This is a genomic window from Streptomyces beijiangensis (assembly GCF_017315755.1).
Taxonomy (GTDB): Bacteria; Actinomycetota; Actinomycetes; order Streptomycetales; family Streptomycetaceae; genus Streptomyces; species Streptomyces beijiangensis.
In genome coordinates this window covers 1-25433 of the sequence record NZ_JAFLRJ010000183.1, presented here as the reverse complement: position 1 = coordinate 25433, position 25433 = coordinate 1, and the positions used below count along the sequence as shown (strand labels likewise).

At 70.3% G+C, this 25433-nt stretch carries 23 protein-coding genes; 13 read left to right on the top strand and 10 right to left on the bottom strand.

Annotated features, from left to right (window positions below; genetic code table 11):
* The coding region (locus J0695_RS20355; RefSeq protein ID WP_206963541.1) for a C40 family peptidase at positions 1–534 on the top strand (534 nt) is incomplete at its 5' end.
* Between the two features lie 78 nt (positions 535–612).
* Here J0695_RS20355 and J0695_RS20350 read toward each other — a convergent pair.
* The 5 genes from J0695_RS20350 to J0695_RS20330 are packed head-to-tail and all read right to left on the bottom strand — an operon-like array spanning position 613 to position 5911.
* Complete coding sequence (locus J0695_RS20350) at positions 613–1857, bottom strand: styrene monooxygenase/indole monooxygenase family protein (RefSeq protein ID WP_206963540.1); 1245 nt, start codon at positions 1855–1857, stop codon at positions 613–615.
* Positions 1858–1871: 14 nt separating this feature from the next.
* Entirely contained in the window at positions 1872–2504 is a 633-nt protein-coding gene (locus J0695_RS20345; RefSeq protein WP_206963539.1) for a GTP-binding protein, read from the bottom strand.
* Complete coding sequence (locus J0695_RS20340; RefSeq protein WP_206963538.1) at positions 2485–2874, bottom strand: DUF742 domain-containing protein; 390 nt, start codon at positions 2872–2874, stop codon at positions 2485–2487. Before J0695_RS20340 ends, J0695_RS20345 begins: the two co-directional genes overlap by 20 nt.
* The gene (locus J0695_RS20335) at positions 2871–3368 is read right to left on the bottom strand and encodes a roadblock/LC7 domain-containing protein (protein ID WP_206963537.1); all 498 of its coding nucleotides are present in this window, start codon (positions 3366–3368) and stop codon (positions 2871–2873) included. The genes J0695_RS20340 and J0695_RS20335 overlap by 4 nt, the downstream gene beginning before the upstream one ends.
* Positions 3365–5911, bottom strand: coding sequence for a sensor histidine kinase (locus J0695_RS20330; RefSeq protein WP_206963536.1), 2547 nt, complete (start codon positions 5909–5911; stop codon positions 3365–3367). Before J0695_RS20330 ends, J0695_RS20335 begins: the two co-directional genes overlap by 4 nt.
* A gap of 356 nt (positions 5912–6267) precedes the next feature.
* Here J0695_RS20330 and J0695_RS20325 point away from each other — a divergent pair, with 356 nt between their 5' ends.
* Positions 6268–7050: a hypothetical protein gene (locus tag J0695_RS20325; protein ID WP_206963535.1), complete on the top strand. Its 783-nt coding sequence runs from the start codon at positions 6268–6270 to the stop codon at positions 7048–7050.
* Between the two features lie 45 nt (positions 7051–7095).
* Here the strand turns inward: J0695_RS20325 and J0695_RS20320 are convergent, their stop codons facing one another.
* Positions 7096–7629, bottom strand: coding sequence for a MarR family winged helix-turn-helix transcriptional regulator (locus J0695_RS20320; protein ID WP_206963534.1), 534 nt, complete (start codon positions 7627–7629; stop codon positions 7096–7098).
* Positions 7630–7830: 201 nt separating this feature from the next.
* Here J0695_RS20320 and J0695_RS20315 point away from each other — a divergent pair, with 201 nt between their 5' ends.
* Entirely contained in the window at positions 7831–8670 is an 840-nt protein-coding gene (locus J0695_RS20315) for a lysozyme (RefSeq protein ID WP_206963533.1), read from the top strand.
* 146 nt (positions 8671–8816) lie between these two features.
* Here J0695_RS20315 and J0695_RS45675 read toward each other — a convergent pair whose 3' ends face one another.
* A complete protein-coding gene (locus J0695_RS45675) occupies positions 8817–9497 on the bottom strand; it encodes a helix-turn-helix domain-containing protein (RefSeq protein ID WP_372445802.1) in 681 nt (226 codons plus the stop codon).
* Between the two features lie 282 nt (positions 9498–9779).
* Positions 9780–12197 (bottom strand): endopeptidase La, encoded by a 2418-nt coding sequence (gene lon / locus J0695_RS20305; RefSeq protein WP_206963532.1) that lies wholly within the window; start codon positions 12195–12197, stop codon positions 9780–9782.
* A 144-nt stretch (positions 12198–12341) separates the two neighbouring features.
* On the opposite strand from lon, the gene J0695_RS20300 reads away from it, so the two are divergent.
* Genes J0695_RS20300 through J0695_RS20290 form a run of 3 tightly spaced genes read left to right on the top strand, consistent with a single transcriptional unit; the run spans position 12342 to position 14590 of the window.
* The gene (locus J0695_RS20300; RefSeq protein WP_206963531.1) at positions 12342–12986 is read left to right on the top strand and encodes a GNAT family N-acetyltransferase; all 645 of its coding nucleotides are present in this window, start codon (positions 12342–12344) and stop codon (positions 12984–12986) included.
* Positions 12987–12989: 3 nt separating this feature from the next.
* Positions 12990–14021 (top strand): DUF3626 domain-containing protein, encoded by a 1032-nt coding sequence (locus tag J0695_RS20295; RefSeq protein WP_206963530.1) that lies wholly within the window; start codon positions 12990–12992, stop codon positions 14019–14021.
* Complete coding sequence (locus J0695_RS20290; RefSeq protein WP_206963529.1) at positions 14018–14590, top strand: chloramphenicol phosphotransferase CPT family protein; 573 nt, start codon at positions 14018–14020, stop codon at positions 14588–14590. Before J0695_RS20295 ends, J0695_RS20290 begins: the two co-directional genes overlap by 4 nt.
* Here the strand turns inward: J0695_RS20290 and J0695_RS20285 are convergent.
* The gene (locus tag J0695_RS20285) at positions 14575–15393 is read right to left on the bottom strand and encodes a rhomboid-like protein (protein WP_372445801.1); all 819 of its coding nucleotides are present in this window, start codon (positions 15391–15393) and stop codon (positions 14575–14577) included. The two genes, J0695_RS20290 and J0695_RS20285, sit on opposite strands and share 16 nt — an antisense overlap.
* A 181-nt stretch (positions 15394–15574) precedes the next feature.
* On the opposite strand from J0695_RS20285, the gene J0695_RS20280 reads away from it, so the two are divergent.
* From J0695_RS20280 to J0695_RS20260, 5 genes are all read left to right on the top strand, one after another.
* Complete coding sequence (locus tag J0695_RS20280) at positions 15575–16222, top strand: spermidine synthase family protein (RefSeq protein ID WP_307798699.1); 648 nt, start codon at positions 15575–15577, stop codon at positions 16220–16222.
* Positions 16223–16301: 79 nt separating this feature from the next.
* A complete protein-coding gene (locus tag J0695_RS20275; protein WP_206963528.1) occupies positions 16302–17039 on the top strand; it encodes a response regulator transcription factor in 738 nt (245 codons plus the stop codon).
* Positions 17036–18106, top strand: a complete 1071-nt coding sequence (locus J0695_RS20270) for a HAMP domain-containing sensor histidine kinase (protein ID WP_206963527.1) — start codon at positions 17036–17038, stop codon at positions 18104–18106. The genes J0695_RS20275 and J0695_RS20270 overlap by 4 nt, the downstream gene beginning before the upstream one ends.
* Positions 18107–18363: 257 nt before the next feature.
* On the top strand, positions 18364–22266 hold the full coding sequence (locus tag J0695_RS20265) for a multifunctional oxoglutarate decarboxylase/oxoglutarate dehydrogenase thiamine pyrophosphate-binding subunit/dihydrolipoyllysine-residue succinyltransferase subunit (protein WP_206963526.1): 3903 nt from the start codon (positions 18364–18366) through the stop codon (positions 22264–22266).
* Between the two features lie 123 nt (positions 22267–22389).
* Positions 22390–22575: a DUF6104 family protein gene (locus J0695_RS20260; protein ID WP_206963525.1), complete on the top strand. Its 186-nt coding sequence runs from the start codon at positions 22390–22392 to the stop codon at positions 22573–22575.
* 15 nt (positions 22576–22590) lie between these two features.
* Here the strand turns inward: J0695_RS20260 and J0695_RS20255 are convergent, their stop codons facing one another.
* The gene (locus J0695_RS20255) at positions 22591–23415 is read right to left on the bottom strand and encodes a hypothetical protein (protein WP_206963524.1); all 825 of its coding nucleotides are present in this window, start codon (positions 23413–23415) and stop codon (positions 22591–22593) included.
* A 125-nt stretch (positions 23416–23540) separates the two neighbouring features.
* Here J0695_RS20255 and J0695_RS20250 point away from each other — a divergent pair, with 125 nt between their 5' ends.
* The gene (locus J0695_RS20250; protein ID WP_206963523.1) at positions 23541–24404 is read left to right on the top strand and encodes a DUF4097 family beta strand repeat-containing protein; all 864 of its coding nucleotides are present in this window, start codon (positions 23541–23543) and stop codon (positions 24402–24404) included.
* 3 nt (positions 24405–24407) lie between these two features.
* Positions 24408–25370 carry a PadR family transcriptional regulator gene (locus J0695_RS20245; RefSeq protein WP_206963522.1) on the top strand — a complete coding sequence of 321 codons (963 nt, stop codon included), beginning with the start codon at positions 24408–24410 and terminating at the stop codon, positions 25368–25370.
* Positions 25371–25433 lie beyond the last annotated feature (63 nt).

Sequence of the window (25433 nt, the reverse complement as noted above, 5' to 3'; positions counted from 1 at the left end):
GACGGATGCCGCCCAGCGCCCCCGACGCCAGCAGGTCCCGCTGCGCGGCATCCGTCCCCGCCTGTTCGAGCCGCGCAGCGGGACCTGCTGGCGTCGGGGGCGCTGGGCGGCGGGATCCCGGGTGGGCCGCCGTCCCTGGGCGGGGCGCCGGGCAAGGCGGCCCGTGCGCCGTCGGCGGCGGGGGACGCGGCGCTGAAGTACGCGCTCGCGCAGGTCGGGAAGCCGTATGTGTGGGGCGCGGAGGGGCCTGCCGCGTTCGACTGCTCCGGGCTCACGTCGCAGGCGTGGGCGCATGCGGGGCGGGTGATTCCGCGGACCAGCCAGGAGCAGTGGGCGCAGCTGAAGCGGGTTTCCCTGCGGGAGCTGCGGCCGGGGGATCTTGTCGTGTACTTCCCTGGGGCCACGCATGTGGCGATGTATCTGGGGGGCGGGATGGTGGTGCAGGCGCCGCGGCCCGGGGACCGGGTGAAGGTGTCGCCGATCGCGTCGAATCCGTTGCTGGGGGCTGTGCGGCCCGATGCGGACCTTCCCTGAGGGGGGCGGGTTGGTCCGGGGCTGCGTGCCCCGGACCTCCGCTTGTCCTCAATCGCCGGACGGGCTAAATATGTCTGGCTACGCTGCTGACGCCGCCGCTACCTCGCCCAGGTAGGCGTTTGTCTTCTCGGGGTCGTAGAAGAAGTTCTCGAAGTCCGCCGGGTTGTTGAAGCCGTTCGCGAAGCGGTTCGCCACCGGCTGCAGCTGGCCCGCCGCTCCGATCAGGTTCAGCACGTGCTCCGGCGGGACCCCCAGCATCGCGTTCGTCCACTTGGTGACGTGCTGCGCCGTGTTCCAGTAGCCGTCGAAGGTCTGCTGCATCCACGCCTCGTCGAAGGGGCGGTCGCCCTGCTCGACGATCGAGGAGAGGTACGAAGCCGCGCACTTCGACGCCGAGTTGGAGCCCTGTCCGGTGATCGGGTCGTTCGCGACGACCACGTCCGCGACACCGAGCACCAGGCCGCCGCCGGGGAGGCGGCCGATGGGGTTGCGGACCGTGGGGGCGTAACGGCCGGCCAAGGTGCCGCCCGCGTCCGTCAGTTCGACCTTCGTCGCTCTCGCGTACTCCCAGGGCGTGAACTTCTCCATGAGTTCCAGGGTGAGCGCGAGGTGCTCGGAGGGGTCCTTGATGCCCTGGAAGGCGTCCAGGGGGCCGCCGGGCACGCCCTCCCAGAAGAGGATGTCCGCGCGGCCCGTCGTGGTGAGCGTCGGCATGACGAAGAGTTCGCCCACGCCGGGGACCAGGTTGCAGCGGACCGCGTCGAACTCGGGGTGCTCGGGGCGCGGACCCATTCCGTGGACGTAACTTACCGCGAGGGCGCGCTGCGGTACCGAGTACGGGGAGCGCGAGGCGTCGCGGCCGAACATCGAGACCAGTTCGCCCTTGCCCGCCGAGACCATCACCAGGTCGTAGGTGCGGGCGAAGAAGTCCAGGTCGGAAACGGCCGCGCCGTGGATGACCAGCTGGCCGCCGCGCTGCGCGAAGGTCTCCATCCAGCCGGCCATCTTCACGCGCTGGTCGACGGACTGGGCGTGGCCGTCGAGCTTGCCCACCCAGTCGATCACTCGCTGGGACTCAGGGCCCGCGACAGAGACGCCGAGGCCCTCGATCTTCGGGGCCTGCGACTCCCAGAAGTTGATCCCCAGGTCCCGCTCGTGCTGGAGCGCGGTGTGGAACATGCACTGGGTCGACATGACCCGGCCGCCCCTGATCTCGTCCGCGGTGCGGTTGGACATGAGGGTGACCTCGTAGCCCTGCGACTGGAGACCGAGGGCGAGCTGGAGCCCGGACTGGCCGGCTCCGACGATGAGTATCTTCCGCATGGCGGGGGTTGCTCCTATTCGGGGGTGGCGTCGAGTGCGTGACCGACCAGGGTCAGCAGGGACTCGATCACCGTGATGCGATTTCGCGCGTCCATGATGCGGACGGGGACGTGAGGGGGGATGGTGAGGGCCTCGCGTACGTCGGCCGCCTCGAAACCCGGGGTGCCTTCGAAGTGGTTGACCGCCACGACGTACGGCAGGCCGCACGATTCGAAGTAGTCCAGGGCCGGGAAGCAGTCCGCGAGACGGCGCGTGTCGGCCATCACGATCGCGCCGATCGCACCGCGCACCAGGTCGTCCCACATGAACCAGAAGCGCTGCTGGCCGGGTGTCCCGAACACGTAGAGGACGAGGTCGTCGTCGAGCGTGATGCGGCCGAAGTCCATCGCGACGGTGGTCGTCAGCTTGTCCGGGGTGGCGGTGAGGTCGTCGGTGTCCTCGCTCGCCTGGGTCATCAGCGCTTCGGTCTTGAGCGGGGTGATCTCGGAGACCGCGGAGACGAAGGTGGTCTTGCCCACGCCGAAACCGCCCGCGACCACGATCTTCGTGGAGACGGGGGCCCTGGTGCGGTCGTTCTGCCAGGGCTGGATGTTCTCGTCGGCCAGGGTGGCGGCCGGCACCAGCGGCTCAGAGACGGCGGAGTCCACTCAGCACCCTTTCGAGCAACGCACGGTCGGGCTGGCCATCGCCGTGCCCGGTTCCGTACACACGGATCTTTCCCTGGTCGGCGAGGTCGCTGAGGAGTACGCGGACGACACCGAGCGGCATCTTCAGCAGCGCCGAGATCTCCGCGACGGTACGCATCCGGCGGCAGATCTCGACGATGGCCTGCATCTCCGGCATCAGGTGCCTGGGGCCGCCGCCGAGCAGCTCCGGACGGACCGGTGCCGCGTCGAGCGCGGCCACGAAGGTCTCGACGAAGAGGACATGGCCGAATTTGGTGCGACCGCCGGTGAGCGAGTACGGGCGTACGCGCGCGGGCCGGCGGGCGGGGAGCTGGGGTACGGGCGGGGTCACCTGGTGCTCTCCATCGATTTGCGCAGTTCACTGCGGAGTTCGGGGGTGAGGACATGTCCGGCCCGGCCGACGAAGAGCGCCATGTGGTACGCGACCACGCTCATGTCGCAGTCGGGGGTGGCATGCACGCCGAGCAGCGAACCGTCACTGATCGACATGACGAAGACGCTGCCCTCCTCCATGGCGACCATCGTCTGCTTGACGCCGCCGCCGTCCATCAGCTTCGCGGCGCCGACGGTGAGGCTGGCGATGCCGGAGACGATGGTGGCGAGGTCGGCGGAGGAGCCCTTGGGGCCATTGCTGTACGCAGCCGCCGGCTCGGGGTCCTTGTCCGGCTCCGAGGAGAGCAGCATCAGGCCGTCGGATGAGACGACCGTGACCGAACGGACCCCTGGTACCTCCTCCACGAGGTTCTGCAGCAGCCAGTGCAGATTGCGGGCCTCACTGCTCAGACCGAATGCGCCGGATGTCCCGAATGTGCTGGGTGCAGTCAACTGCGTGCCTCCTCGACACTGTCCCCCGCGTCGTCGGAATCGGTCGTCCCGGCCGTCTCTTCGATCTCTTCGATCTCGGCCTCTACGTCTCTGCGGCCGTCCTTGGCTCCCTGGTGGAAGCCTCCGAGCCGACGGCGCAGGGCATCGGCGTCGACTCCGGCGGGGCGCTTCTTGGGTTCGGGGGCCACGTCGGGCCTGGTGATCTTCGGGGTGCGCTTGGGGAGACCCATGACGGTCACGGGGTCGGAGCCGGGGCCCGCGGCAGGCTTGGGCACCGGTGCGCGCTCCGGCTCCGGCTCGGGCTCGGGGTCCGGGCGGCGCATGGTGAATGTGGGCTCGTCGATCAGCGGCTCGGGCGCACGCTCGTGCGCGTCGGGCCCGATGTCGTACCGAGAACGCGTGGGCAGCGCGTTGGAGTTGGCCTCCGCGATCTGTCCGGGGAGGTGCAGCGCGGGTGCGGCGCCCGGCACCGGGGCGCGGTGCGGGACGGCCAGCACCGGCGGCTCGGTGGGGAGCAGGGCCGCGGGCAGGACCACGACCGCGGCCGTGCCGCCCTGCTGCTGCTCGCGCAGTTCGATCCGTACGCCATGACGAGCGGCCAGCAGCGCCGCCACATGGAGACCGAGGCCGGTGGAAGTGTCCGCCACCTCGGGATCCGGCTCCGCGAGGCGGGCGTTGATCTCCGTACGGCGGGTGGCGGCCATGCCGATGCCCTCGTCCTGGACGGAGACCATCACCTCGCCACTCTCCAGCATCCAGGCGGAGAGCGCCACTTGGGCGTCGGGCGGCGAGAACGAGGTGGCGTTCTCCAGGAGTTCGGCGACCAGGTGGCTGATGTCGTCGGCGGCGAAACCCGCGACCTGGGCGTGCGGCGGGAGCGACTGGATGGCGATGCGCTCGTAGCGCTCGATCTCGGAGACGGCGGCGCGCAGGACGTCGACGAGCGGCACCGCGCTGCCGTGGCCGTGACCGTGGTCGGCGCCCGCAAGGACGAGGAGGTTCTCGCTGTGGCGGCGCAGCACGGTGGCCATGTGGTCGAGCTTGAAGAGCGTGGCGAGGCCTTCGGGATCCTGCTCGCGCTCTTCGAGGGACTCGATGACGGTGAGCTGGCGGTCGACGACTCCGAGGCTGCGCAGGGCGAGGTTGACGAAGGTGGTGTGCACGGTGGAGCGGAGCTGCTCCAGCTGGGCGCCGACCCTGGCGGCGTGGTCCTCCAGTTCGGCCGTACGCGCCTGGAGCTCGGCGCGGTCGTCGGCCAGTGCCCCGCGCTCGTCGGCCAGTTCGCTGTGGCCGCCGACGAGGGACTGGGCTCGCGACCCCGCGGCGAGGAACTTGCCGTGGAGGGTGTTGAGGGACCGTACGACCTGCGCGAACTCGTCGTTGCGGCCGGTGAAGCGGATCGGGTCCTCCGCCTCCGGGTCGCCTGCCAGCCGGGCGGCACCGATGCGCAGGACGGCGAGCGGGCGGGTGAGGGTGCGGGCCACGGCGGTGGAGACGCCGATCGCCAGGAGCAGCAGTGCGGCCGTCTCGGCGATCTGGATCTCCAGCGCGGTCACCCGGTCGTCACGCAGTTTCGCCAGCCGCTGTTCCTGCTGCACGCCGAGCGTGGACTCGACGCTGCGCATCTGGTCGATCCGGGCGGAGAGCGCGTCGTCGAGTTTACTGCGGCTGGTCTTCAGGTCGGCGTCGGAGAGCTTCGGCTGGTCGGCGAGGCGGGTCAGATAGCGCTCGGCGCTGTTGACGTCCGTGCCGGAGACCGTGGAGACGAGGGATTCGCGGGCGGCGGGCTGCGCGGCCTGGTCGAAGTCGGCGAGGGCGCCGAGTTCGCGGACCCTGGACTGCTGGGCGGCGGCGCTCAGGGCGTCGCGGGTCCCGCTGTTGGGGTCCGACGGCTGCTTGAGGACGTAGGTGCCCGTCATCGGGTCGTACTCCGACTGCTTCGCCGGGCGCGGGACGGCGAGCGCCGCGAGCAGCAGCCCGCGGGTCGCGGACGCCTGGTCGGCCGCGCGGCCCAGGGCGAGGGGCGCGCGGGTGGTCGGGGCGGCCTCGGGCGGCGTCTGCTCGGCGAGCTGCTCGGCCAGGTCCTGGAGCTTGCCGACGACCTCGGAGTACGCCCGTTGGGCGTCCAGGGCGCCGCCCTTGCCCGTCAGGGCCGTACGACGGATGCCGGGAACGCCCGCCAGATCGCGGCGGAGCCCGTCCGGGGCACCGGCCTCTTCGGCGCTGATCTCGTCGATCGCCCGGTCGACGCCGCCGGTCTCGGGCTGCTTGCCGCTGCGGCCGGCCGCGATGTAGACGGTCACGTCGTCGCGTTCGTCCGCGAGGGTGTGCGCCAGGGAGACGGCCTGCTGGTTGAGGGCGGCCAGGTCCACCAGGTGCTGGGCGTCCGACACTTCGGTGGAGGCGGTGACGACCGAAGGCGCGCCGGCCGCGAGGACCGTGATCCCGACGACCGCGACGCCGGCCACGAGCCTTCTGCGCACGCGCATCGTGCGCGGGTCGTTACTGCCCCGAGGCCACTTGTTCCGCACCGGTGCTCGCATCCTTGACTCGCTGGTCACACAAGAGAACCCCCGCCCCTGTGATGGCTCAGAATGGCTCCTGACCATTTCAGTGGCTGTGGCAAGGGGGCGTACATCGTCCGATGGGCCACCCGAACGAGTGAACATCACCAGCGAGTTGGCGAACAACTCTGCGATCGCCGCGCATGGGGGGTGCACGGCCGTCCGGCTGGATCTTCCGGAGCGCCTTTGGCAGGATGCGCGCCCGCAGCTTTTCGGAGGGGCTTCTTCCGCTCGAATCGGGGCGGTTGACCTGCTGGTTCAGACCAGGCCGTGTTCCTCGCGGTCACCACGGTCACCGTGATCGGGCGGTGGAGGTGTCGTGCAGACTTACGGCCATGCGCATCGAACTCACCACCGTCCCCGGAGACCCCGTACGCCCCAACGAGGACTGGATCGGCACGGTTCTGCCTGCTTCGGGCTCCGGCGGTGCGCTGGTCCTGCTGGACGGGGTGACACCGCCCCCGGGGGACGACGGTTGTGTGCACGGAGTGCCGTGGTTCACGGCCCGGCTCGGCGGCGCGATGGCCGAACTGTCCGGTTCGCTCAGGGATATGACGCTCCCTGAGATTCTGGCGGAGGCAATCCGGCGCACCGCAGGGGCACACGCCGGAACCTGTGACCTTTCTCACGCACGTACCCCACAGGCAACGGTGGTCGTGGCGCGTTGGGACACGGCCGACCTCGAGTACCTGGTGCTGTCGGACTCCGTACTGCTGCTCGAAGACCCCGAGGGCGGCGTACGGGCGGTGCTCGACGACCGCCTCGACCGGCTGCCGCGCGAGTTGCTGGCCACGGAGGCGACGGCGGACACGGCACGCAACCAGGAGGGCGGCTTCTTCACGGCGGCGGCGGACCCGGCGGTGGCCGGACGGACGGTCACCGGGCGGGTGGCACTGACGGAGGTACGGGCGCTGGGGGCGCTCAGCGACGGGGCGAGCCGCTGGGTGGACACGTTCGGCGAGGGCGACTGGGCGGACTGCTTCGGGGTTCTGCGCAAGGAGGGGCCGCAGGGTCTTGTCGACCGGGTGCGGGGGCTGGAGAGCGGGGATGTGGAGCGGCGGTTCCTTCGGCGAGGCAAGACGCACGATGACGCCAGTGCGGTGCTGGTGGAGTTTTAGGGCGCCGCCCTCGACCTCCCGAAACCGGCCTCCGGCCGGTTGTCCTCAATCGCCGGACTGGCTTGAAGTGTCGGATGGGCTTGAAGTGTCTGCGGCTCGGGCGTTGAACTGGTGGAGCAGGCGTGCCAGTTCGGCGACCTCGCCCCGGTCCCAGCCGTCCAGCTTCCGTACGTAGGTCGCCCGGCGCGCGTCCCTCACCTTGCGCAGCCGCTCCCGGCCCTCCTCGGTGAGGTTGATCCGGAAGGCCCGGCCGTCCACCGGGTCCTGCTCGCGCATCACCAGTCCGAGGTCCTCCAGGGCGCGGAGCTGACGGCTCATCGTCGCCTTGCCGACCCCGATGTACGCGGCCAGGTCGGTCGCCCGCTGGCCGCCCCACTCGTCGAGACAGACCAGCAGCCCGTACGCGGCGGCCTCCAGGTCGGGGTGGACCTCGCGTGACATCTCGCCCGACGCGGCTCTGGCGCGGCGCAGGAAAACAGCCAACTCCCGCTCCAGAGACAGGAATTCCTGGTCCACACCACTTCCGGCCGTGGGCCCCGCTTCACTCCCCGTACCACTCTCGTGCACGTCAGCACCCATCCCGAGCTTTCCCGATCCTGAAAGTTTCTTTCAGCGGCCGACATCACCGCAGCTCCGCCAGTATTTCGCAGGAGTAGACCATCGGCAGCAACCAGACCCCCTTCCGCCACACATGTCTACGTGCGTAGCGTCATGGCCCGCACCACCGCTCAGTCACTGCTCCCCCCACCGAGCACCACCGAGCCTTTCGGAGGCACGTACATGCCCGTGCACAGATCCGGAACGGCCCGCCGCGGACACGCCGTGAGAAATCACAGCGCCGCGGCCGGGATCCTCCTCGCAGTCCTCGCCCTCATTCTCGCCCTTCCCGGCACCGCGAGTGCCGCCCAGACACCCGCCCGCGGCACCGCGTGGCTGGGGATGGGGGTCGCCGCGCACGACGGCGTCCACACCGGCGGAGTCTCCCCCATGGTCACGCAGACCGAAGGGGTGGACACCAGCAGCCACAACGGCAACGTCGCCTGGTCGACCTTGTGGAGCTCGGGCGTGAAGTGGGCCTATGTGAAGGCCACCGAGGGGACGTACTACACGAGCCCCAACTTCGCCCAGCAGTACAACGGCTCGTACAACGTCGGGATGATCCGCGGCTCGTACCACTTCGCCACCCCCGACACCACGAGCGGCGCCGCCCAGGCCAACTACTTCATCGCGCACGGCGGTGGCTGGTCCAAGGACGGCAAGACGCTGCCCGGCGCGCTGGACATCGAGTGGAATCCGTACGGTGCGGCCTGCTACGGCAAGACCGCGGCCGGCATGGTGAGCTGGATCAAGGACTTCACCAACACCTACAAGGCGGCGACCGGGCGCGACCCGGTGATCTACACGGCCACCAGCTGGTGGACACAGTGCACCGGCAACTCGGCCTCCTTCGGCTCCATCAACCCGCTCTGGATCGCCCGTTACGCCACTGCCGTCGGCACGCTGCCGGCCGGCTGGGGTGTGCAGACGATCTGGCAGTACACCTCGTCGGGTCCGACGGTCGGAGACCACAGCCACTTCAACGGCGACCTCTCCCGCGTCCAGGCACTCGCGAACGGATAGGCCTCTCAGCCCGACCGGGCACATCAAGCCCGTCAAGGGGGTCCCCCCTGCTCGAGCGAAGCCGAGAGCTTGGGGGAGATTGAGGACAAAAAGGGAGGGGCCGGGGAACCCGACGCGGGTCCCCCGGCCCCTCCCCTCGCGCTAAATCACCCGCACTGCCCCGCAGGCCGCTCCCGCGTCACCAGGTCCGTCCAGCCCGTGGTGCCGTCGACCCATACCACTCGCTGTCCGCCGTCGGCAGCCGCGAACAGCTGCTCGCCGCGGTTGCAGGAGACACGGACCGCGCTGCCGGTGCCGTCCGCCGGGACCTGCCACAGCTTGGAGAGGGTCTCGTTGCGCCAGGCCGTGTCCGGCTCCTGGGCGGTGACCGTCGCCGAGGTGTCGCTGAGGGTCAGGTCGTACGCGTAGCGCGCTCCCGCCCCCGACCCCGGGGTCAGATCGACCAGCTTGGAGCCGTCGTAGTTGGCCCTCCGCACCGCCTGCCTGTTGTCCTTGCGGGACTTGTACCGGGGAGCGCCCACGCGTGGGCGCTTGCCCTTCAGGCCGTCGAAGAAGTTGCGGTAGGCGGCATCCAGGTTCCGTAGTGACTGCTGCAACACCACAGCCGACACCCCTCCGAGCCAGGCCCGCTCCTCGGTCTTCTTCGCCTCGGTGATCAACAGCTTCGACAGATCCCCGGTCTTCGGGAGCGCCGCACCACCCGCACGGGCGGTCTCACGTACCTGAAGGGCATCGTTGTAGACCACCCGCGCACACCCGAACGCCTGGGCCAACGCGGCACGCTGAGGACCGTTCGGGTACAGGCGGAAGCTGTACCGAAGCTGCACGCCGATCACCGTAGCGCCATCGGATCATGACAGGAATATAGAACATCAGACCGAACCACCACCTCGCGCCCACCCTTCACGTACCCACGGCTTTCATGACGAAGTACCGGCAGGCACTCGCTGGCGAATCTCCCGCCGAAGGCTGCCCCCTCCAAGCCAAGTCAACTCTCGCCGGATGCATCGGGAGCACCCTGAACTGATTCGGCGCGGCTGGCGGGCGCACAGGCAGCGCTGCGGGGTTGGCTCAACTCCCGAGCCAACCCCGCGGCTCCGTTCAGGACCTCAGGCCGCGACCTGCACCCGCGACTCCGCGGGTGCCAGTGCGATCTCCAGGACCTGGCGTACGTCCGTCACCGGGTGGATCTCCAGCGTGTCCAGGACCTCGGCGGGTACGTCGTCCAGGTCGGCCTCGTTCCGCTTGGGGATCACCACCGTGGTGATTCCCGCGCGGTGCGCCGCCAGGAGCTTCTGCTTCAGCCCGCCGATCGGCAGGACCCGTCCCGTCAGCGACACCTCACCGGTCATCGCCACGTCCGTACGGACCGGCCTGCCGCTCAGCAGCGAGGCCAGCGCCGTCGTCATGGTGATGCCGGCGCTCGGGCCGTCCTTGGGGATCGCGCCCGCCGGGAAGTGGATGTGCGCTCCCCGGTCCTTCAAGTCGGCCACCGGGAGCTCCAGTTCGGCCCCGTGCGAGCGGAGGAAGGAGAGCGCGATCTGCGCCGATTCCTTCATGACGTCGCCGAGCTGGCCCGTCAGGGTCAGGCCCGCGGCTCCCGTCTCCGGGTCGGCGAGCGACGCCTCCACGAACAGGACGTCGCCGCCCGCGCCCGTGACCGCGAGGCCGGTGGCCACGCCGGGCACCGCGGTGCGGCGCTCGGCCGGGTCCTGGGCGGACTCCGGAACGTGGTGGGGGCGGCCGATGAGCTTGCGGAGATCGGCGTCCGTGATCGTGAACGGCAGCTCCCGCTCGCTCCCCAGCTCCAGCCCCGCGGCCACCTTGCGGAGCAGCCGTGCGATGGCGCGCTCCAGATTCCGTACGCCTGCCTCGCGGGTGTACTCGCCCGCCAGCCTGCGCAGCGCCGACTCGTCCAGGGTGACCTCGTCCGCCGCCAGACCTGCCCGCTCCAGCTGGCGCGGGAGCAGGTGGTCGCGGGCGATGACGACCTTCTCGTCCTCCGTGTAGCCGTCGAGCCTGACGAGCTCCATACGGTCGAGCAATGCCTCGGGGATGGAGTCCAGGACGTTCGCGGTGGCCAGGAACACCACATCGCTCAGGTCGAGTTCGACTTCCAGGTAGTGGTCGCGGAAGGTGTGGTTCTGGGCGGGGTCGAGGACTTCGAGCAGGGCCGCGGCCGGGTCGCCGCGGAAGTCGGAGCCGACCTTGTCGATCTCGTCGAGGAGGACGACGGGGTTCATCGACCCGGCCTCCTTGATCGCGCGGACGATCCGCCCGGGGAGCGCGCCGACGTACGTACGCCGGTGGCCCCGGATCTCGGCCTCGTCGCGTACGCCGCCGAGCGCAACCCGTACAAACTTGCGGCCCATGGCGTGCGCGACCGATTCGCCGAGCGAGGTCTTGCCGACCCCGGGCGGGCCCACCAGTGCCAGGACCGCGCCGCCGCGCCGTCCGCCGACGACGCCGAGGCCCCGGTCCGCACGGCGCTTGCGCACCGCGAGGTACTCGGTGATGCGCTCCTTCACGTCCGCCAGGCCGGCGTGCTCGGCGTCCAGGATCGCCCTGGCACCCCGGATGTCGTACTCGGCATCGTCACCGGTTCGCTCGTTCCACGGCAGTTCGAGGACGGTGTCGAGCCAGGTGCGGATCCAGGAGCCCTCCGGGGACTGGTCGCTGGACCGCTCCAGCTTCTCGACCTCCTTGAGGGCCGCATCCCTCACGTGCGCGGGGAGATCGGCCGCCTCGACGCGTGCCCGGTAGTCGTCGGACTCGTCCTCGGGGTCGCCGTTGAGGTCCGCGAGTTCCTTGCGTACGGCCTCCAGCTGGCGCCGCAGCAGGAACTCGCGCTGCTGCTTGTCGACGCCCTCCTGGACGTCCTTGGCGATGGACTCCGCGACGTCCTGCTCGGCCAGGTGGTCGCTCAGCAGGCCGATGGCCAGCTTGAGACGGGCGACCGGGTCGGCGGTCTCAAGGAGCTCCACCTTCTGCGTGATGGTCAGGAAGGGCGAGTAGCCCGAGTTGTCGGCGAGGGCCGAGATGCCGTCGATCTGCTGGACGCGGTCCACGACCTGCCAGGCGCCGCGCTTCTTGAGCCAGCTGGTGGCGAGCGCCTTGTACTCCTTGACCAGGTCGGTGACGGAGCCGGGCAGCGGGTCGGGGACGGTCTCCTCGACCTCGGCCCCCTCCACCCAGAGGGCGGCGCCGGGTCCTGTCGTCCCCGCGCCGATCCGGACCCGGCTGCGGCCCTTGATGAGTGCGCCGGGGTCGCCGTCGGAGAGCCGTCCGACCTGCTCGACGGTGCCCAGGACTCCGGTGCTCGCGTACGTACCGTCGATCCGGGGAACGAGCAGCACCCGCGGCTTGTTACCACCGGAACGGGCCGCGGCCTGCGCGGCCTCCACGGCGGCGCGTACATCGGTGTCGGACAGGTCCAGGGGCACCACCATTCCCGGCAGCACGACCTCGTCGTCGAGGGGCAGCACGGGAAGGGTGAGCGGTGCGTCCATCGTGGACTCAGATTCCATGATCTCCCCTTAGGCAGTGAAGTTGAGCTATGTCGACTCAATGCCCGGGAGCCCCAGGATGTTCCCGGATAGTTGTTCGCTCTCAGCGATCCACCTGCGTAAGGTTCTCTCACCAATAAGAACCATTACCCCTGGGAGGGTGTCATGGAGCGGGTGGCAGAGGGCGTCGAGGCCTGGATCAAGGGCTGGATCGTCTCGCGCGGGGCCTCGGACCCGATCACCGAGCCGTGGGGCTTCACGATCGACGTGGGCCAGGCCAAGCACGTGGCCCGCCATGTGGTGCCCGCCCCGGACGAGACGACCGTCCGCAAGCTGGTCGCCGCGACAACCGCCCCCGGCACCTGGCTGAAGCTGTTCGCGGACGACGAGACGGTACGGCCCTGGCTCGGCCCGGGCTGGCAGTTCGACCAGCCCGGCTTCCTGATGGCGGTGGACCTGACCCCCGACCGCCCCGAGGTCCCGGCCGGTTACACGCTCACCTCCTGGAGCCGAGGCGGCGTCATCCGCGTCCTGGTCCGCACCCCCGATGGCCACTTCGCCGCCCGGGGCCAGATCGCCCCGACCGGCGCCACCGCCGTGGCCGACCAGATCGAGACCTCCCCCGCCCACCGGCGCAAGGGCCTCGGATCCCTGGTGATGCGGACCCTGCAGAGCACGGCGTACGAAGCGGGCGCCACCACCGGCATCCTGGTCGGGACCCCCGAGGGCCAGGCCCTGTACGAGGCGCTGGGCTGGCGGACCCTCTCCCCCATGGCCAGCCTGTTCTACGTGCCGTCCGACGAGGCGTGAGCGGTGGGTGCCACAGCCCTCGCCCTCACACCCGCCCAGACCGCCGCTCTCGCCCATATCCGCGCCCTGCACGGAGGCGGCCCGGCCGCGCTCATTCCGTACGTGCCGCAGATCCGCGAGCACGCCCGCATCACCCTCAACTTCCATCCGGACCGCATCGCCAGGGGCGGCCGTACGGTCGCCGAGTCCCTCGCCGTGGACGGGATCTACCGCAGCCAGTACGAGACGGACCTGTCCAACGGCAGCCGCTCCGCGCACCCGGGCGGGCTGCGCGACACCTGGGAGGAGGCACTGTTCGGCGGGGCGTACCACGCGGACGGCGTGGTGCCCGGGGACCGCCCCAAGTACGGCGCCCTCAACCTCATGAACCACTCCGACGGCGCCGCGCCCCGCTTCGGCTCCTGCCATGTGCGGCTGCGGCCCGCCGTCAACGACCGGGCGACCTTCTGCTTCGGCGACAGCCATGTCGGCCCGGCCCACGTCGGCACCGTCGACGCGTTCGGTTCCGTACTGACGGGCCTGGCGGACGCGGCGGCCACCGGTTCCGCGCTGGGCGTCGCGGGCATGGACCCGGCCGCGGTCCTGCGCGCGCTGCCGGAGGCCACGCCCTCGCCGCTCCCCGGCCGGTCGCTGGACTTCTACATCGAGGCCCAGGTCCACGGCCCTGTCGACCTCGGGCGCGACGCCGAGGCGCTCGTCCTGGACCCGTCCTTCGAGGGCACCACGACCGGCCGGCTGCTCGCCGCGACGGCCGAGCGGTGCGGGATCGCGGTGGAGCGGCACGCCGGGTTCGTCCTGGAGCCCGCCGCGATCGACCCCGCGTTCCGGGGTCCCGTGATGCTGCCGCTCGCGGAGCTGGTCCGCGACACGTACGCACCCGGCAGGCCCTACGATGCCGAGACGCTCGGCCACGCGGCCGCCTCGGTGGTACGGGAGCCCGAGGCCTGGGCCCGGTGGGGCGACCGGGACGAAGTCCTGCAGTACATCAAGCAGCTCTGGCACTGCCTGGTGCGATTCGGAGAGGTGGCACAGTGACCGACGGAGACCGGCGCGGCCGGATCGTCTTCCTCAACGGGACGTCCAGTTCCGGCAAGTCGAGCATCGCCGACGAACTCGTCGGACTCCTCGACGGGCCGCCGTACTACCGCATGGCGGTGGACGGATTCCTCCGTATGACGACGCTGCGCGAGGAGCACACCTCCGACCTGGACGCCGTCCTGCGGCGCATGCGGGCCGGGTTCCACCGCTCCGTCGCCGCGATGGCCTCCGCCGGGAACGACGTGATCGTCGACCACGTCCTCAGCGAACCGTGGCGGCTCGCCGACTGCCTGGAGGTGCTGCCCGGCGCCGACGTGCTCTTCGTCGGGGTGCACTGTCCGCTGGCGGAGCTGGAGCGCAGGGAGGCGGCGCGCGGCGACCGGGAGGCGGGCATCGCCGCGCTGCAGTTCGGGCGCGTGCATGCGCACGGGCTGTACGACGTCGAGTGCGACACCGGGACCACGAGCGCCCGCGACTGCGCGCTGCTGATCCGCAAGGCACTCGCGGAACCACCCGCATCGCCCACCGCCTTCGAGCGGTTGCGCGGGCGTCAGGCCGGCGTCTGACTCCAGCGCCGTACCAGCGGCCAGCAGGCGATCCCGATCGCCAGGGCCATCGGGTGCCCCCAGCCGGTGAGCGGGTCGGTGAAGGACAGCAGGTCCTGGAGGAGCACCGCGGCCACCAGGCCGAGCGCCGGCCACCGCAGCAGCGGCGGGACCAGTCCGGCCAGGGCGCCGAAGCTGGTCATCAGGCCGAAGCTGATGCCGTAGTCGAGGCGGTGCAGGGAGGAGTCGGGGAGGTGGCCGACGACGACCGAAAGGCCCACGGGAAGCTCGGTGGCGAGGGTCGCCGTCACATGGCCGAGGAGGAAGACACCGGCCGTGCGCCAGCCGCCGATACGGCGTTCCAGCGCGGTGAGGACGAAGAGGAAGCCGATGGCGTACGGGGAGAGCATGCCGCCCGCGACCCACAGGGCGCTGCCCACCAGCGCGAGCAGCGGGGTCTGCGAGAGGTGGGCGACATCGGTGCTGGAACCTTGCAGGAGGTCGGCGACGATGTCCGGGTCGGCGTGGTCCGCGAAGAGGGACGTGGCGAGCAGGACCAGCGCGTAACCGAAGGTGAACGGGGTCCCTGCGGGCGTGGGCAGCAGCCCGAGGAGGCGTCGCCACGGGCGCCGTACGGGAACCGGGGGGATCGCGGGCAGCGAGGCGCCGGGAGCGGTCGCGAACCCGGCGGAGGCCGGGGAAGCGGACGCTGTGGCCGTGGATGCCGTGGTCTCGGGCTCAGCGGTCCCGGGCCCGGTGGCGGCGTTGCCGCGCTGGGACGGGATGCCGTCCAGCAGGGATCGCGTCCGTGCGGGGTGCGCCACTGCCGACCCCCTTTCGTGCGGATGTCACTCGTACAACGCGCACTCTCCGCGATAGCCTCCGGCCTCGTCTATGACGTGTGCCACATAGGGAACACACAGGGCAACCTGCGGCGCGTTCTGCGCGTCCGGGCCCGGTGAGGCCCGAACCAGGGAGGCGATCACCATCAACGACGTGCGCACGGTGGAACGGCGCGAGGGTCCGTACGGCGAGGTCGTGCTGCGCAGCCGCGGGGAACACCACGAGATCATCGCCAACGGGTGCTTCCTGATGGACACATCGGACGGCCGTTCCGAGCGGCTGCTGATCGACGCGGCACTGGCCGCGCTCGAAGGCCGAGGGGCGCCGAGCCTTCTCATCGGCGGCCTCGGTGTCGGATTCTCGCTCGCGCACGCGGCGGCGGACGCACGCTGGGGCAGAATCGCGGTCGTCGAGCGGGAACAGGCCATCATCGACTGGCATCTGGACGGGCCGCTCTCGCGGATTTCGGGGGCCGCGCTCGCCGATCCGCGCACTGTGATCCTGCACACCGATCTCATCGGATTTGTCCAGACCAATGGCGAGAGTTTTGATGCGCTCTGTCTGGATATCGACAACGGGCCCGACTGGACGGTTACCGACGGAAACGCAGGCCTCTACGGCCCGCGCGGACTCGCCGCCTGCCATGACCGGCTCAAACCGGGCGGAATCCTCGCCGTATGGTCCGCGCAGCCGTCGGAGGCCTTCGAAGCGGCTATGCGGAATGCCGGGTTTGAGCAGGTAAGGACCGAAGAGATCACGGTTGCCCGAGGCGTCCCTGACGTGGTCCATCTCGGTGTTCGCCCTGCGTAGCCGGGATGCCGCCACTGCCTCTAGTCTGCTGAGCGACCTTAAGAGCAAGCACGTTGCGAAAGCACAGCAGGGGCGGGCGATGGAGCAGACACACACCACCCACAACGGCGTCGCGGCAACGCCGGGCGCCCAGCGCCGGGTGCTCGTCGTCGAGGACGACGCGACGATCGTCGACGCCATCGCAGCCCGGCTCCGTGCCGAGGGCTTCCAGGTGCAGACGGCCGTCGACGGACCCGCGGCGGTCGACGCGGCACAGGCATGGCAGCCGGACCTGATGGTCCTCGATGTCATGCTGCCGGGCTTCGACGGACTGGAGGTCTGCCGCCGTGTGCAGGCGCAGCGGCCGGTCCCGGTCCTGATGCTCACGGCGCGCGACGACGAGACCGACATGCTGGTCGGGCTCGGCGTGGGCGCGGACGACTACATGACCAAGCCGTTCTCGATGCGCGAACTGGCGGCCAGGGTGCACGTACTGCTGCGGCGGGTGGAGCGGGCGACCATCGCCGCGTCGACGCCGCGCAGCGGGATCCTGCGCCTGGGCGAGCTGGAGATCGACCATGCGCAGCGCCGGGTACGGGTGCGCAACGACGACGTCCATCTGACGCCCACCGAGTTCGACCTGCTGGTCTGCCTGGCGAACACGCCGCGTGCGGTCCTCTCGCGCGAGCAGCTGCTCGCCGAGGTGTGGGACTGGGCGGACGCGTCGGGCACCCGGACCGTCGACAGCCACATCAAGGCGCTGCGCAGGAAGATCGGCGCGGAGCGGATCCGTACCGTCCACGGTGTCGGTTACGCCCTGGAGACTCCGGCGCCATGAGCAAGGTCCGGGTCGGCGGTCGTAAACGCTCGATTTCGATCAGGACCAAGCTCGGCACGCTGGTGGTCGTCTCGGTCCTGGTCACCACGGGCCTGCTGACCGCCGCCCTGACCGCCAAGATCGAACTGCGCTTCGTCACGATCTTCTCGGTGATCGCCTCGCTGCTGATCACCCAGTTCGCGGCGCACGCCCTGATGTCCCCGCTCGACGAGATGAACACCGTCGCCCGGTCGATCTCGCACGGCGACTACACGCGCCGGGTGCGCGGCGCAGACCGCAGCGACGGCTTCGGCGAGCTCGCCACGACCATCAACCGCATGGCCGAGGACCTGGAGGCCGTCGACCGGCACCGCAAGGAGCTGGTCGCCAACGTCTCGCACGAGCTGCGCACCCCCATCGCCGCGCTCCGCGCGGTCCTGGAGAACGTCGTGGACGGGGTCTCGGACGCCGACCCCGCGACGATGCGCACCGCGCTGAAACAGACGGAGCGGCTCGGCCGGCTGGTCGAGACCCTGCTGGACCTGTCCCGGCTCGACAACGGGGTGGTCCCGTTGAAGGCCAGCCGCTTCGAGGTCTGGCCGTACCTCTCGGGCGTACTGAAGGAAGCCAGCCTGGCGTCCGCCCACCGGGCCTCCTCGGGAGGCTCGGGCGGCCAGCACACCCGTACCGACGTCCATCTGCACCTGGATGTCTCGCCGCCCGAACTGACGGCCCACGCGGACGCGGAGCGGCTGCACCAAGTGATGGCAAATCTGATCGACAACGCGGTCAAGCACTCGCCGCCGCACGGCCGGGTCACCGTGCGCGCCCGGCGCGGCTCGCAGCCCGAGTCGCTGACCCTGGAGGTCATGGACGAGGGGCCCGGCATCCCCGAGTCGGAGTGGCACCAGGTCTTCGAACGCTTCAACCGCGGGAACGCCCGGCAGGCCGACGGCGGTACGGGTCTCGGCCTCGCCATCGCGCGCTGGGCCGTGGACCTGCACGGCGGGCGGATCGGGGTGGCCGAATCCTCTCGGGGCTGCCGGATACAGGTCACTCTTCCGGGCAGGCTTACGGCACGCGGTTGACGTAGGGTTCGAACCGGAAGCGGACGTTCTGCGTCTGATCCGGTGTGGGATGCGGAGCGAGAGGCCGCAGCCACGGCGCGTCGTACCCGTAACGCGCGGAACCACGTTTGTTTCCCGCCATTTCACGGCCCGAAACACAGGTTCCGATGTGACTTACGTGACGATGACCCGCCCGGTCTGCACCTCCCGGCCACAGAGGCGTAGCCTTTATTCCCGCTGTCCATCACCTTGTGAAGCGGAAGAGGGCGGTTACCGCCGTGTCGTCTCAGTCCCCCAGTAACTCGAGCATCTCAACCGACCAAGCGGGGCAGGGCAAGAGCCCTGCCGCGGCCTTCGGTCCCAATGAGTGGCTCGTCGACGAGATCTACCAGCAGTACCTCCAGGACCCGAATTCGGTCGATCGTGCCTGGTGGGACTTCTTCGCCGACTACAAGCCGGGTAATGCCGTCGCTCCGGAGGCCCCTGCGGCCCCCGCCGCTCCGGCCGCCGCAGCCGCGGGGGCTGCAGCAGCCCCGGCTGCCCCGGTCCCTGCCCCGGTCCCTGCCACGGCTCCGGCCCAGGGCGCGCCTGCCGCGCCTGCACCGGTCGCCGCTCCGGCCCCGGCCACCCCGCCATCCGCCGCGGCCCGTGCCGCCGCGAAGCCCGCGACTGCGGCTCCTGTCGCGGCTCCGGCCAAGCCGGCCGCCGCTGCCCCGGCGCCCGCCAAGTCCGGTGCAAGCACCGGCTCCACCGGAGCGGCTGTCGCCGCGCCCCCTGCTGCGGCCGCTGCGGCTCCTGTCGCCGAAGCCCCGGCCGGTCCGGAGTACGTGACGCTGCGCGGTCCGTCCGCCGCGGTCGCGAAGAACATGAACGCCTCCCTCGACGTCCCGACGGCCACGTCCGTCCGCGCGCTCCCGGTGAAGCTGCTCTTCGACAACCGCATCGTCATCAACAACCACCTCAAGCGCGCCCGCGGCGGGAAGATCTCCTTCACGCACCTCATCGGGTTCGCCATGGTGCAGGCCATCAAGGCCATGCCGTCGATGAACTACTCCTTCACGGAGAAGGACGGCAAGCCGACCCTGGTCAAGCCGGCCCACATCAACTTCGGTCTGGCCATCGACCTGGTGAAGCCCAACGGCGACCGTCAGCTGGTCGTCGCGGGCATCAAGAAGGCCGAGACCCTGAACTTCTTCGAGTTCTGGCAGGCCTACGAGGACATCGTCCGTCGCGCCCGCGACAACAAGCTGACGATGGACGACTTCACCGGTGTGACGGTCTCCCTCACCAACCCCGGCGGCCTCGGCACCGTCCACTCGGTCCCCCGCCTGATGCCCGGACAGTCGGTCATCATGGGCGTCGGCTCGATGGACTACCCGGCCGAGTTCCAGGGCACCTCCCAGGACACCCTGAACAAGCTGGGCATCTCCAAGGTGATGACCCTCACCTCGACGTACGACCACCGCGTCGTCCAGGGTGCGGCGTCCGGCGAGTTCCTCCGTATCGTCGCCAACCTTCTCCTCGGCGAGAAGGGCTTCTACGACGACATCTTCGAGGCGCTGCGCATCCCCTACGAGCCGGTCCGCTGGCTCAAGGACATCGACGTCTCGCACGACGCCGACGTCACGAAGGCCGCCCGCGTCTTCGAGCTGATCCACTCCTACCGGGTCCGCGGCCACGTCATGGCCGACACCGACCCGCTGGAGTACAAGCAGCGCAAGCACCCCGACCTCGACATCATCGAGCACGGCCTCACCCTGTGGGACCTGGAGCGCGAGTTCGCGGTCGGCGGTTTCGCCGGCAAGTCGATGATGAAGCTGCGCGACATCCTGGGCGTGCTCCGCGACTCGTACTGCCGCACCACAGGCGTCGAGTTCATGCACATCCAGGACCCCAAGCAGCGCAAGTGGATCCAGGACCGCATCGAGCGCCCGCACTCCAAGCCGGAGCGCGAGGAGCAGCTGCGGATCCTGCGCCGCCTGAACGCCGCCGAGGCGTTCGAGACCTTCCTGCAGACGAAGTACGTCGGCCAGAAGCGCTTCTCCCTGGAGGGCGGCGAGTCCGTCATCCCGCTGCTCGACGCGGTCATCGACAGCGCCGCGGAGTCCCGCCTGGACGAGGTCGTCATCGGCATGGCCCACCGCGGCCGGCTGAACGTGCTGGCCAACATCGTCGGCAAGTCGTACGCGCAGATCTTCCGCGAGTTCGAGGGCAACCTCGACCCGAAGTCGATGCACGGCTCCGGCGACGTGAAGTACCACCTGGGCGCCGAGGGCACCTTCACGGGCCTCGACGGCGAGCAGATCAAGGTCTCCCTCGCGGCCAACCCCTCCCACCTGGAGACGGTCGACCCGATCATCGAAGGCATCGTCCGCGCCAAGCAGGACATCATCAACAAGGGCGGCACGGACTTCACGGTCCTGCCCGTCGCCCTGCACGGTGACGCGGCCTTCGCGGGCCAGGGCGTGGTGGCGGAGACGCTCAACATGTCCCAGCTGCGCGGTTACCGCACCGGCGGCACGGTGCACATCGTCATCAACAACCAGGTCGGCTTCACGGCGGCGCCCGAGTCCTCGCGTTCCTCGATGTACGCGACCGACGTGGCCCGCATGATCGAGGCGCCGATCTTCCATGTGAACGGTGACGACCCCGAGGCCGTCGTCCGCGTGGCCCGTCTGGCCTTCGAGTTCCGCCAGGCGTTCAACAAGGACGTCGTCATCGACCTCATCTGCTACCGCCGCCGCGGTCACAACGAGTCGGACAACCCGGCGTTCACGCAGCCGCTGATGTACGACCTGATCGACAAGAAGCGCTCGGTGCGCAAGCTCTACACCGAGTCCCTGATCGGCCGGGGCGACATCACCCTCGAAGAGGCGGAGCAGGCGCTCCAGGACTTCCAGGGCCAGCTCGAGAAGGTCTTCGCCGAGGTACGCGAAGCCGTCTCGGCCCCCGCGTCGGCCGAGCTCCCCGAGCCGCAGGCCGAGTTCCCTGTGGCCGTCAACACGGCGATCTCCGCGGAGACCGTCAAGCGGATCGCCGAGTCGCAGGTCAACATCCCCGACCGGGTCACGGTCCACCCGCGCCTCCTCCCCCAGCTGCAGCGCCGCGCCGCGATGGTCGAGGACGGCACGATCGACTGGGGCATGGGCGAGACCCTCGCCATCGGCTCGCTCCTCCTGGAGGGCACCCCGGTGCGCCTCTCGGGCCAGGACTCGCGCCGCGGCACCTTCGGCCAGCGCCACGCGGTCCTCATCGACCGGGAGACGGGCGCGGACTTCACCCCGCTGCTCTACCTCTCCGAGGACCAGGCCCGCTACAACGTCTACGACTCGCTCCTCTCCGAGTACGCGGTGATGGGCTTCGAGTACGGCTACTCGCTGGCCCGTCCCGAGTCCCTCGTCATGTGGGAGGCGCAGTTCGGCGACTTCGTCAACGGCGCCCAGACGGTGGTCGACGAGTACATCTCGGCGGCCGAGCAGAAGTGGGGGCAGACGTCCGGCGTCACCCTGCTCCTCCCGCACGGCCACGAGGGCCAGGGCCCGGACCACTCGTCCGCACGCCCCGAGCGGTTCCTCCAGCTCTGCGCGCAGAACAACATGACGGTCGCCATGCCGACCCTCCCGTCGAACTACTTCCACCTCCTGCGGTGGCAGGTGCACAACCCGCACCACAAGCCGCTGGTGGTCTTCACCCCGAAGTCGATGCTCCGCCTCAAGGCGGCCGCGTCAAAGGCGGAGGAGTTCACGACGGGCGGCTTCCGCCCGGTCATCGGCGACGCGACGACGGACCCGAACTCCGTACGCAAGGTCGTCTTCTGCGCCGGCAAGGTCTACTACGACCTGGACGCCGAGCGTCAGAAGCGCGGCGCCACGGACACGGCGATCATCCGTCTGGAGCGCCTGTACCCCATCCCGGGTGCGGAGGTCCAGGCCGAGATCGCCAAGTACCCGAACGCGGAGAAGTACCTCTGGGCCCAGGAGGAGCCGGCGAACCAGGGCGCATGGCCCTTCATCGCCCTCAACCTGATCGACCACCTGGACCTGGCCGTCGGCGCGGACGTCCCGCACGGCGAGCGCCTGCGCCGCATCTCGCGCCCGCACGGCTCGTCCCCGGCGGTCGGCTCGGCCAAGCGCCACCAGGCCGAGCAGGAGCAGCTGATGCACGAGGTGTTCGACGCGTAGTCGCAGCACCCGCAGTCCGTCCGGAGGCCCGGCACCCGCAGTTGGGGTGCCGGGCCTCCGGCGGTCCGTGGGCTCGTAGGCTGTGGGGGACGACTTTCACGTACGTACGCAGGAGAGCAGCCCATGTACTTCACCGACCGCGGCATCGAGGAACTGGAGAAGCGGCGGGGCCAGGAGGAAGTCTCCTTCGAGTGGCTCGCCGAGCAGCTGCGTACCTTCGTCGACCTCAACCCGGACTTCGAGGTCCCCGTCGAGCGGCTGGCCACCTGGCTGGCGCGGCTCGACGACGAGGACGACGACGAGGAGTAGCAGCGGTCAGAGCGGTCAGCTCCCGGCGCGCATCCGGTCGTACGCGAGACCCAGCGCGCCGTGTGCGATCAGCAGGGCGCCGGCGACCGTCCAGCCCGTTCCTGCGCGGCGGGTAGCTCCCCAGGCCAGCAGGGGGATTCCGGCGGCCAGCTGGGCCGCGCCCAGCATCCGTGCCTTCGGGCCGCGGAGCCACGGTCCCAGGGGACCTTCCTCGACGACGTCCAGTTCGGCCCGCACGGCGTCCCGCCAGCCCGCGGACTCGATCTCCTCGGCGGCCGGCTGGATACGGGCGACCTCGCGGAGCCGGTCGGCGGGTTCTCCCGGGGTGAGGCCCGCCGGGAGGGTCAGGCCGGTGCGGGCCAGGACCGCGGTGAGGGCGAGAAGGCGGGTGCGGGCGTCCGCGTCGGTGTCCGGGCGGGTCAGCGGGGTCAGCGCCTGGAAGCCCAGGACCGGGTCGAGCCCGAGGCGGGCGCCGAAGGTGCGCATCGCCTCGTCCTCGCCGGCCGGGGTGCCGTCCGCGAGCCAGACGTAGGTGACCGTACGGCGGAAACCCGCCGCCAGGGTGAATCCGGCGCGGTCGCGGTCCCACCAGAGCGCGAGAACCGGCCAGGGCGCGGGGACCGCGAGGGCGGTGGCCCAGCCCGAGACGACCCGCTCCACCGGGTCGTCACCCTGCAGCCAGGGCTTGGTCTCCGGGACCAGCACGGTCCACTCGTCGCCCACGGGGGCGAGGAGCAGCCGCTCGCGCAGGAGATGGGCCGCGGGGCGTACGGCCGCAGGGTCGGCGCGGCAGAGAAGGAGCGCTCCGGTGGCGGCATGGTCGGGCGACGACACAGACATGAACACCACGCTAGGACAAAACACCCCCCGCCACCTGCGCGCTTGACTTTCGCGACACGCGATATATCTTGTTTAGCAAGAGACGCGATATGTTGCGTCACCGTCTGTACGGGGAGGTCTGCACCATGTCCGAGTGGTCCGTCTCAGAGCCGCAGAAGCTCACTTTCGACGAGCCGGTGACGGCGCTGAACGTGCGGCTCGTCAATGGAACAGTCAACGTCGTGGGCACCGACGAAGCCGTATCCGATGCACAGGGGGGCGCACGGCTGGAGGTGTCCGCGATCGACGGACCTCCGCTGATCGTCACCCAGGAGGGCGGCACCCTCACCGTCGCCTACGACGATCTGCCCTGGAAGGGCCTGCTCAAGTGGCTGGACCGCAAGGAGTGGAAGCGCAGCGCGGTCGTCTCGCTGACCGTCCCCGCGGACGCGACCGTCGCGGTGGGCGTGGTCGGCGCGGGAGCCGTCGTCACGGGCGTACGGGGGCGCACCGAAGTCCGTGGCGTCACCGGTGACACCACCCTGGTGGGGCTCTCCGGCCCGGTCGGCGCCGACACCGTCTCCGGAAATCTGGAGGCCCAGGCCGTCAGCGGCGATCTGCACTTCAAGTCGGTCAGCGGAAACCTCACCGTGTTCGAGGGCACCGGCTCGTCCGTACGGGCGGAGTCGGTCAGCGGCGACATGGTCGTGGACCTCGACCCCGCAGGTACGGGAAAGCCGACCGACATCGGGCTGACCACCGTCTCCGGCGAGATCGCGATCCGGCTGCCGCACCCCGCCGACGCCAAGGTCGAGGCGAACACCGCCAGCGGCTCCGTCTCCAACGCCTTCGAGGACCTGCGGGTCAGCGGGCAGTGGGGCGCGAAGAGGATCACCGGGACGCTGGGGGCCGGAAGCGGCAAGCTCAGGGCCTCGACCGTCTCCGGGTCGATCGCGCTGCTGCGCAGGCCCGCCGCCGACGCGTCCGACACCGTTCAGAAGGAGCTCTGAGACATGCCTCCCGTATTCGCCCACGGCCGTCTGCGTCTGTACTTGCTGAAGCTGCTCGACGAGGCCCCGCGCCATGGCTACGAGGTCATCAGACTGCTGGAGGAGCGCTTCCAGGGGCTGTACGCACCGAGCGCGGGCACCGTCTACCCGCGCCTCTCCAAGCTGGAGGCCGAGGGGCTCGTCACCCATGCGTCGGAGGGCGGCCGGAAGGTCTACTCCATCACCGACGCGGGCCGTGAGGAACTGGCGGGACGGGGCGGCGAGCTGGCCGACCTGGAGATGGAGATCCGCGAGTCCGTATCCGAACTGGCCGCCGAGATCCGGGCCGATGTGAGCGGCTCCGCGAGCGATCTGCGACGCGAGATGCGGGCCGCGGCCAAGGAGGCGCGCGGAGCGGGTGACTCCGCGAAGGGGGCCACGGGCAAGCCCTTCGGCGCGTTCCCCGACCCGTCCGACTTCCTCGACGGCTCGTGGGGCGACAAGGAGGGCTGGCGCCAGGCCAAGGAGGAGTTCAAGCGCGCCAAGCAGGAGTGGAAGGAGCAGGCGCGCCGGGCGAAGGACGAGTCCCGCCGGGCCCGCGAGGACGCTCAGCAGGCACGCCGCCAGGCCAAGGAGGCCCAGGACAAGATGCGGCGCGTGGCCGAGCAGGTGCAGGTGCACTTCGCGCGGGGCGACTGGCCCACGGGCGTACGAGAAGGACTGGCCGAGCTGACCAAGGAGTTCGGGAACTTCGGCCGGGGTCCGGAGACCCCGGCCCCGGGCCCGCAGCCGAAGTGGGCCGAGGAGTCCGACTCCTCCGGGGACCCGGCACGGGACCTGGACCGGCTGCTGGACCGGTTCCGCGACGACATCCGGGACGCGGCGCGGGACAACGGCGTGACGGAGGACCAGCTCCGGGACGCAAAGGGCCACTTGGCGGAGGCGGCGGCGCACATCGGGGCGGCGCTGCGAAAGCCGGGAGCGTAAGCGGCCTCCGTCCGCTTTTCCTCAATCGCCGGACGGGCTATGAATAGCCCGTCCGGCGATTGA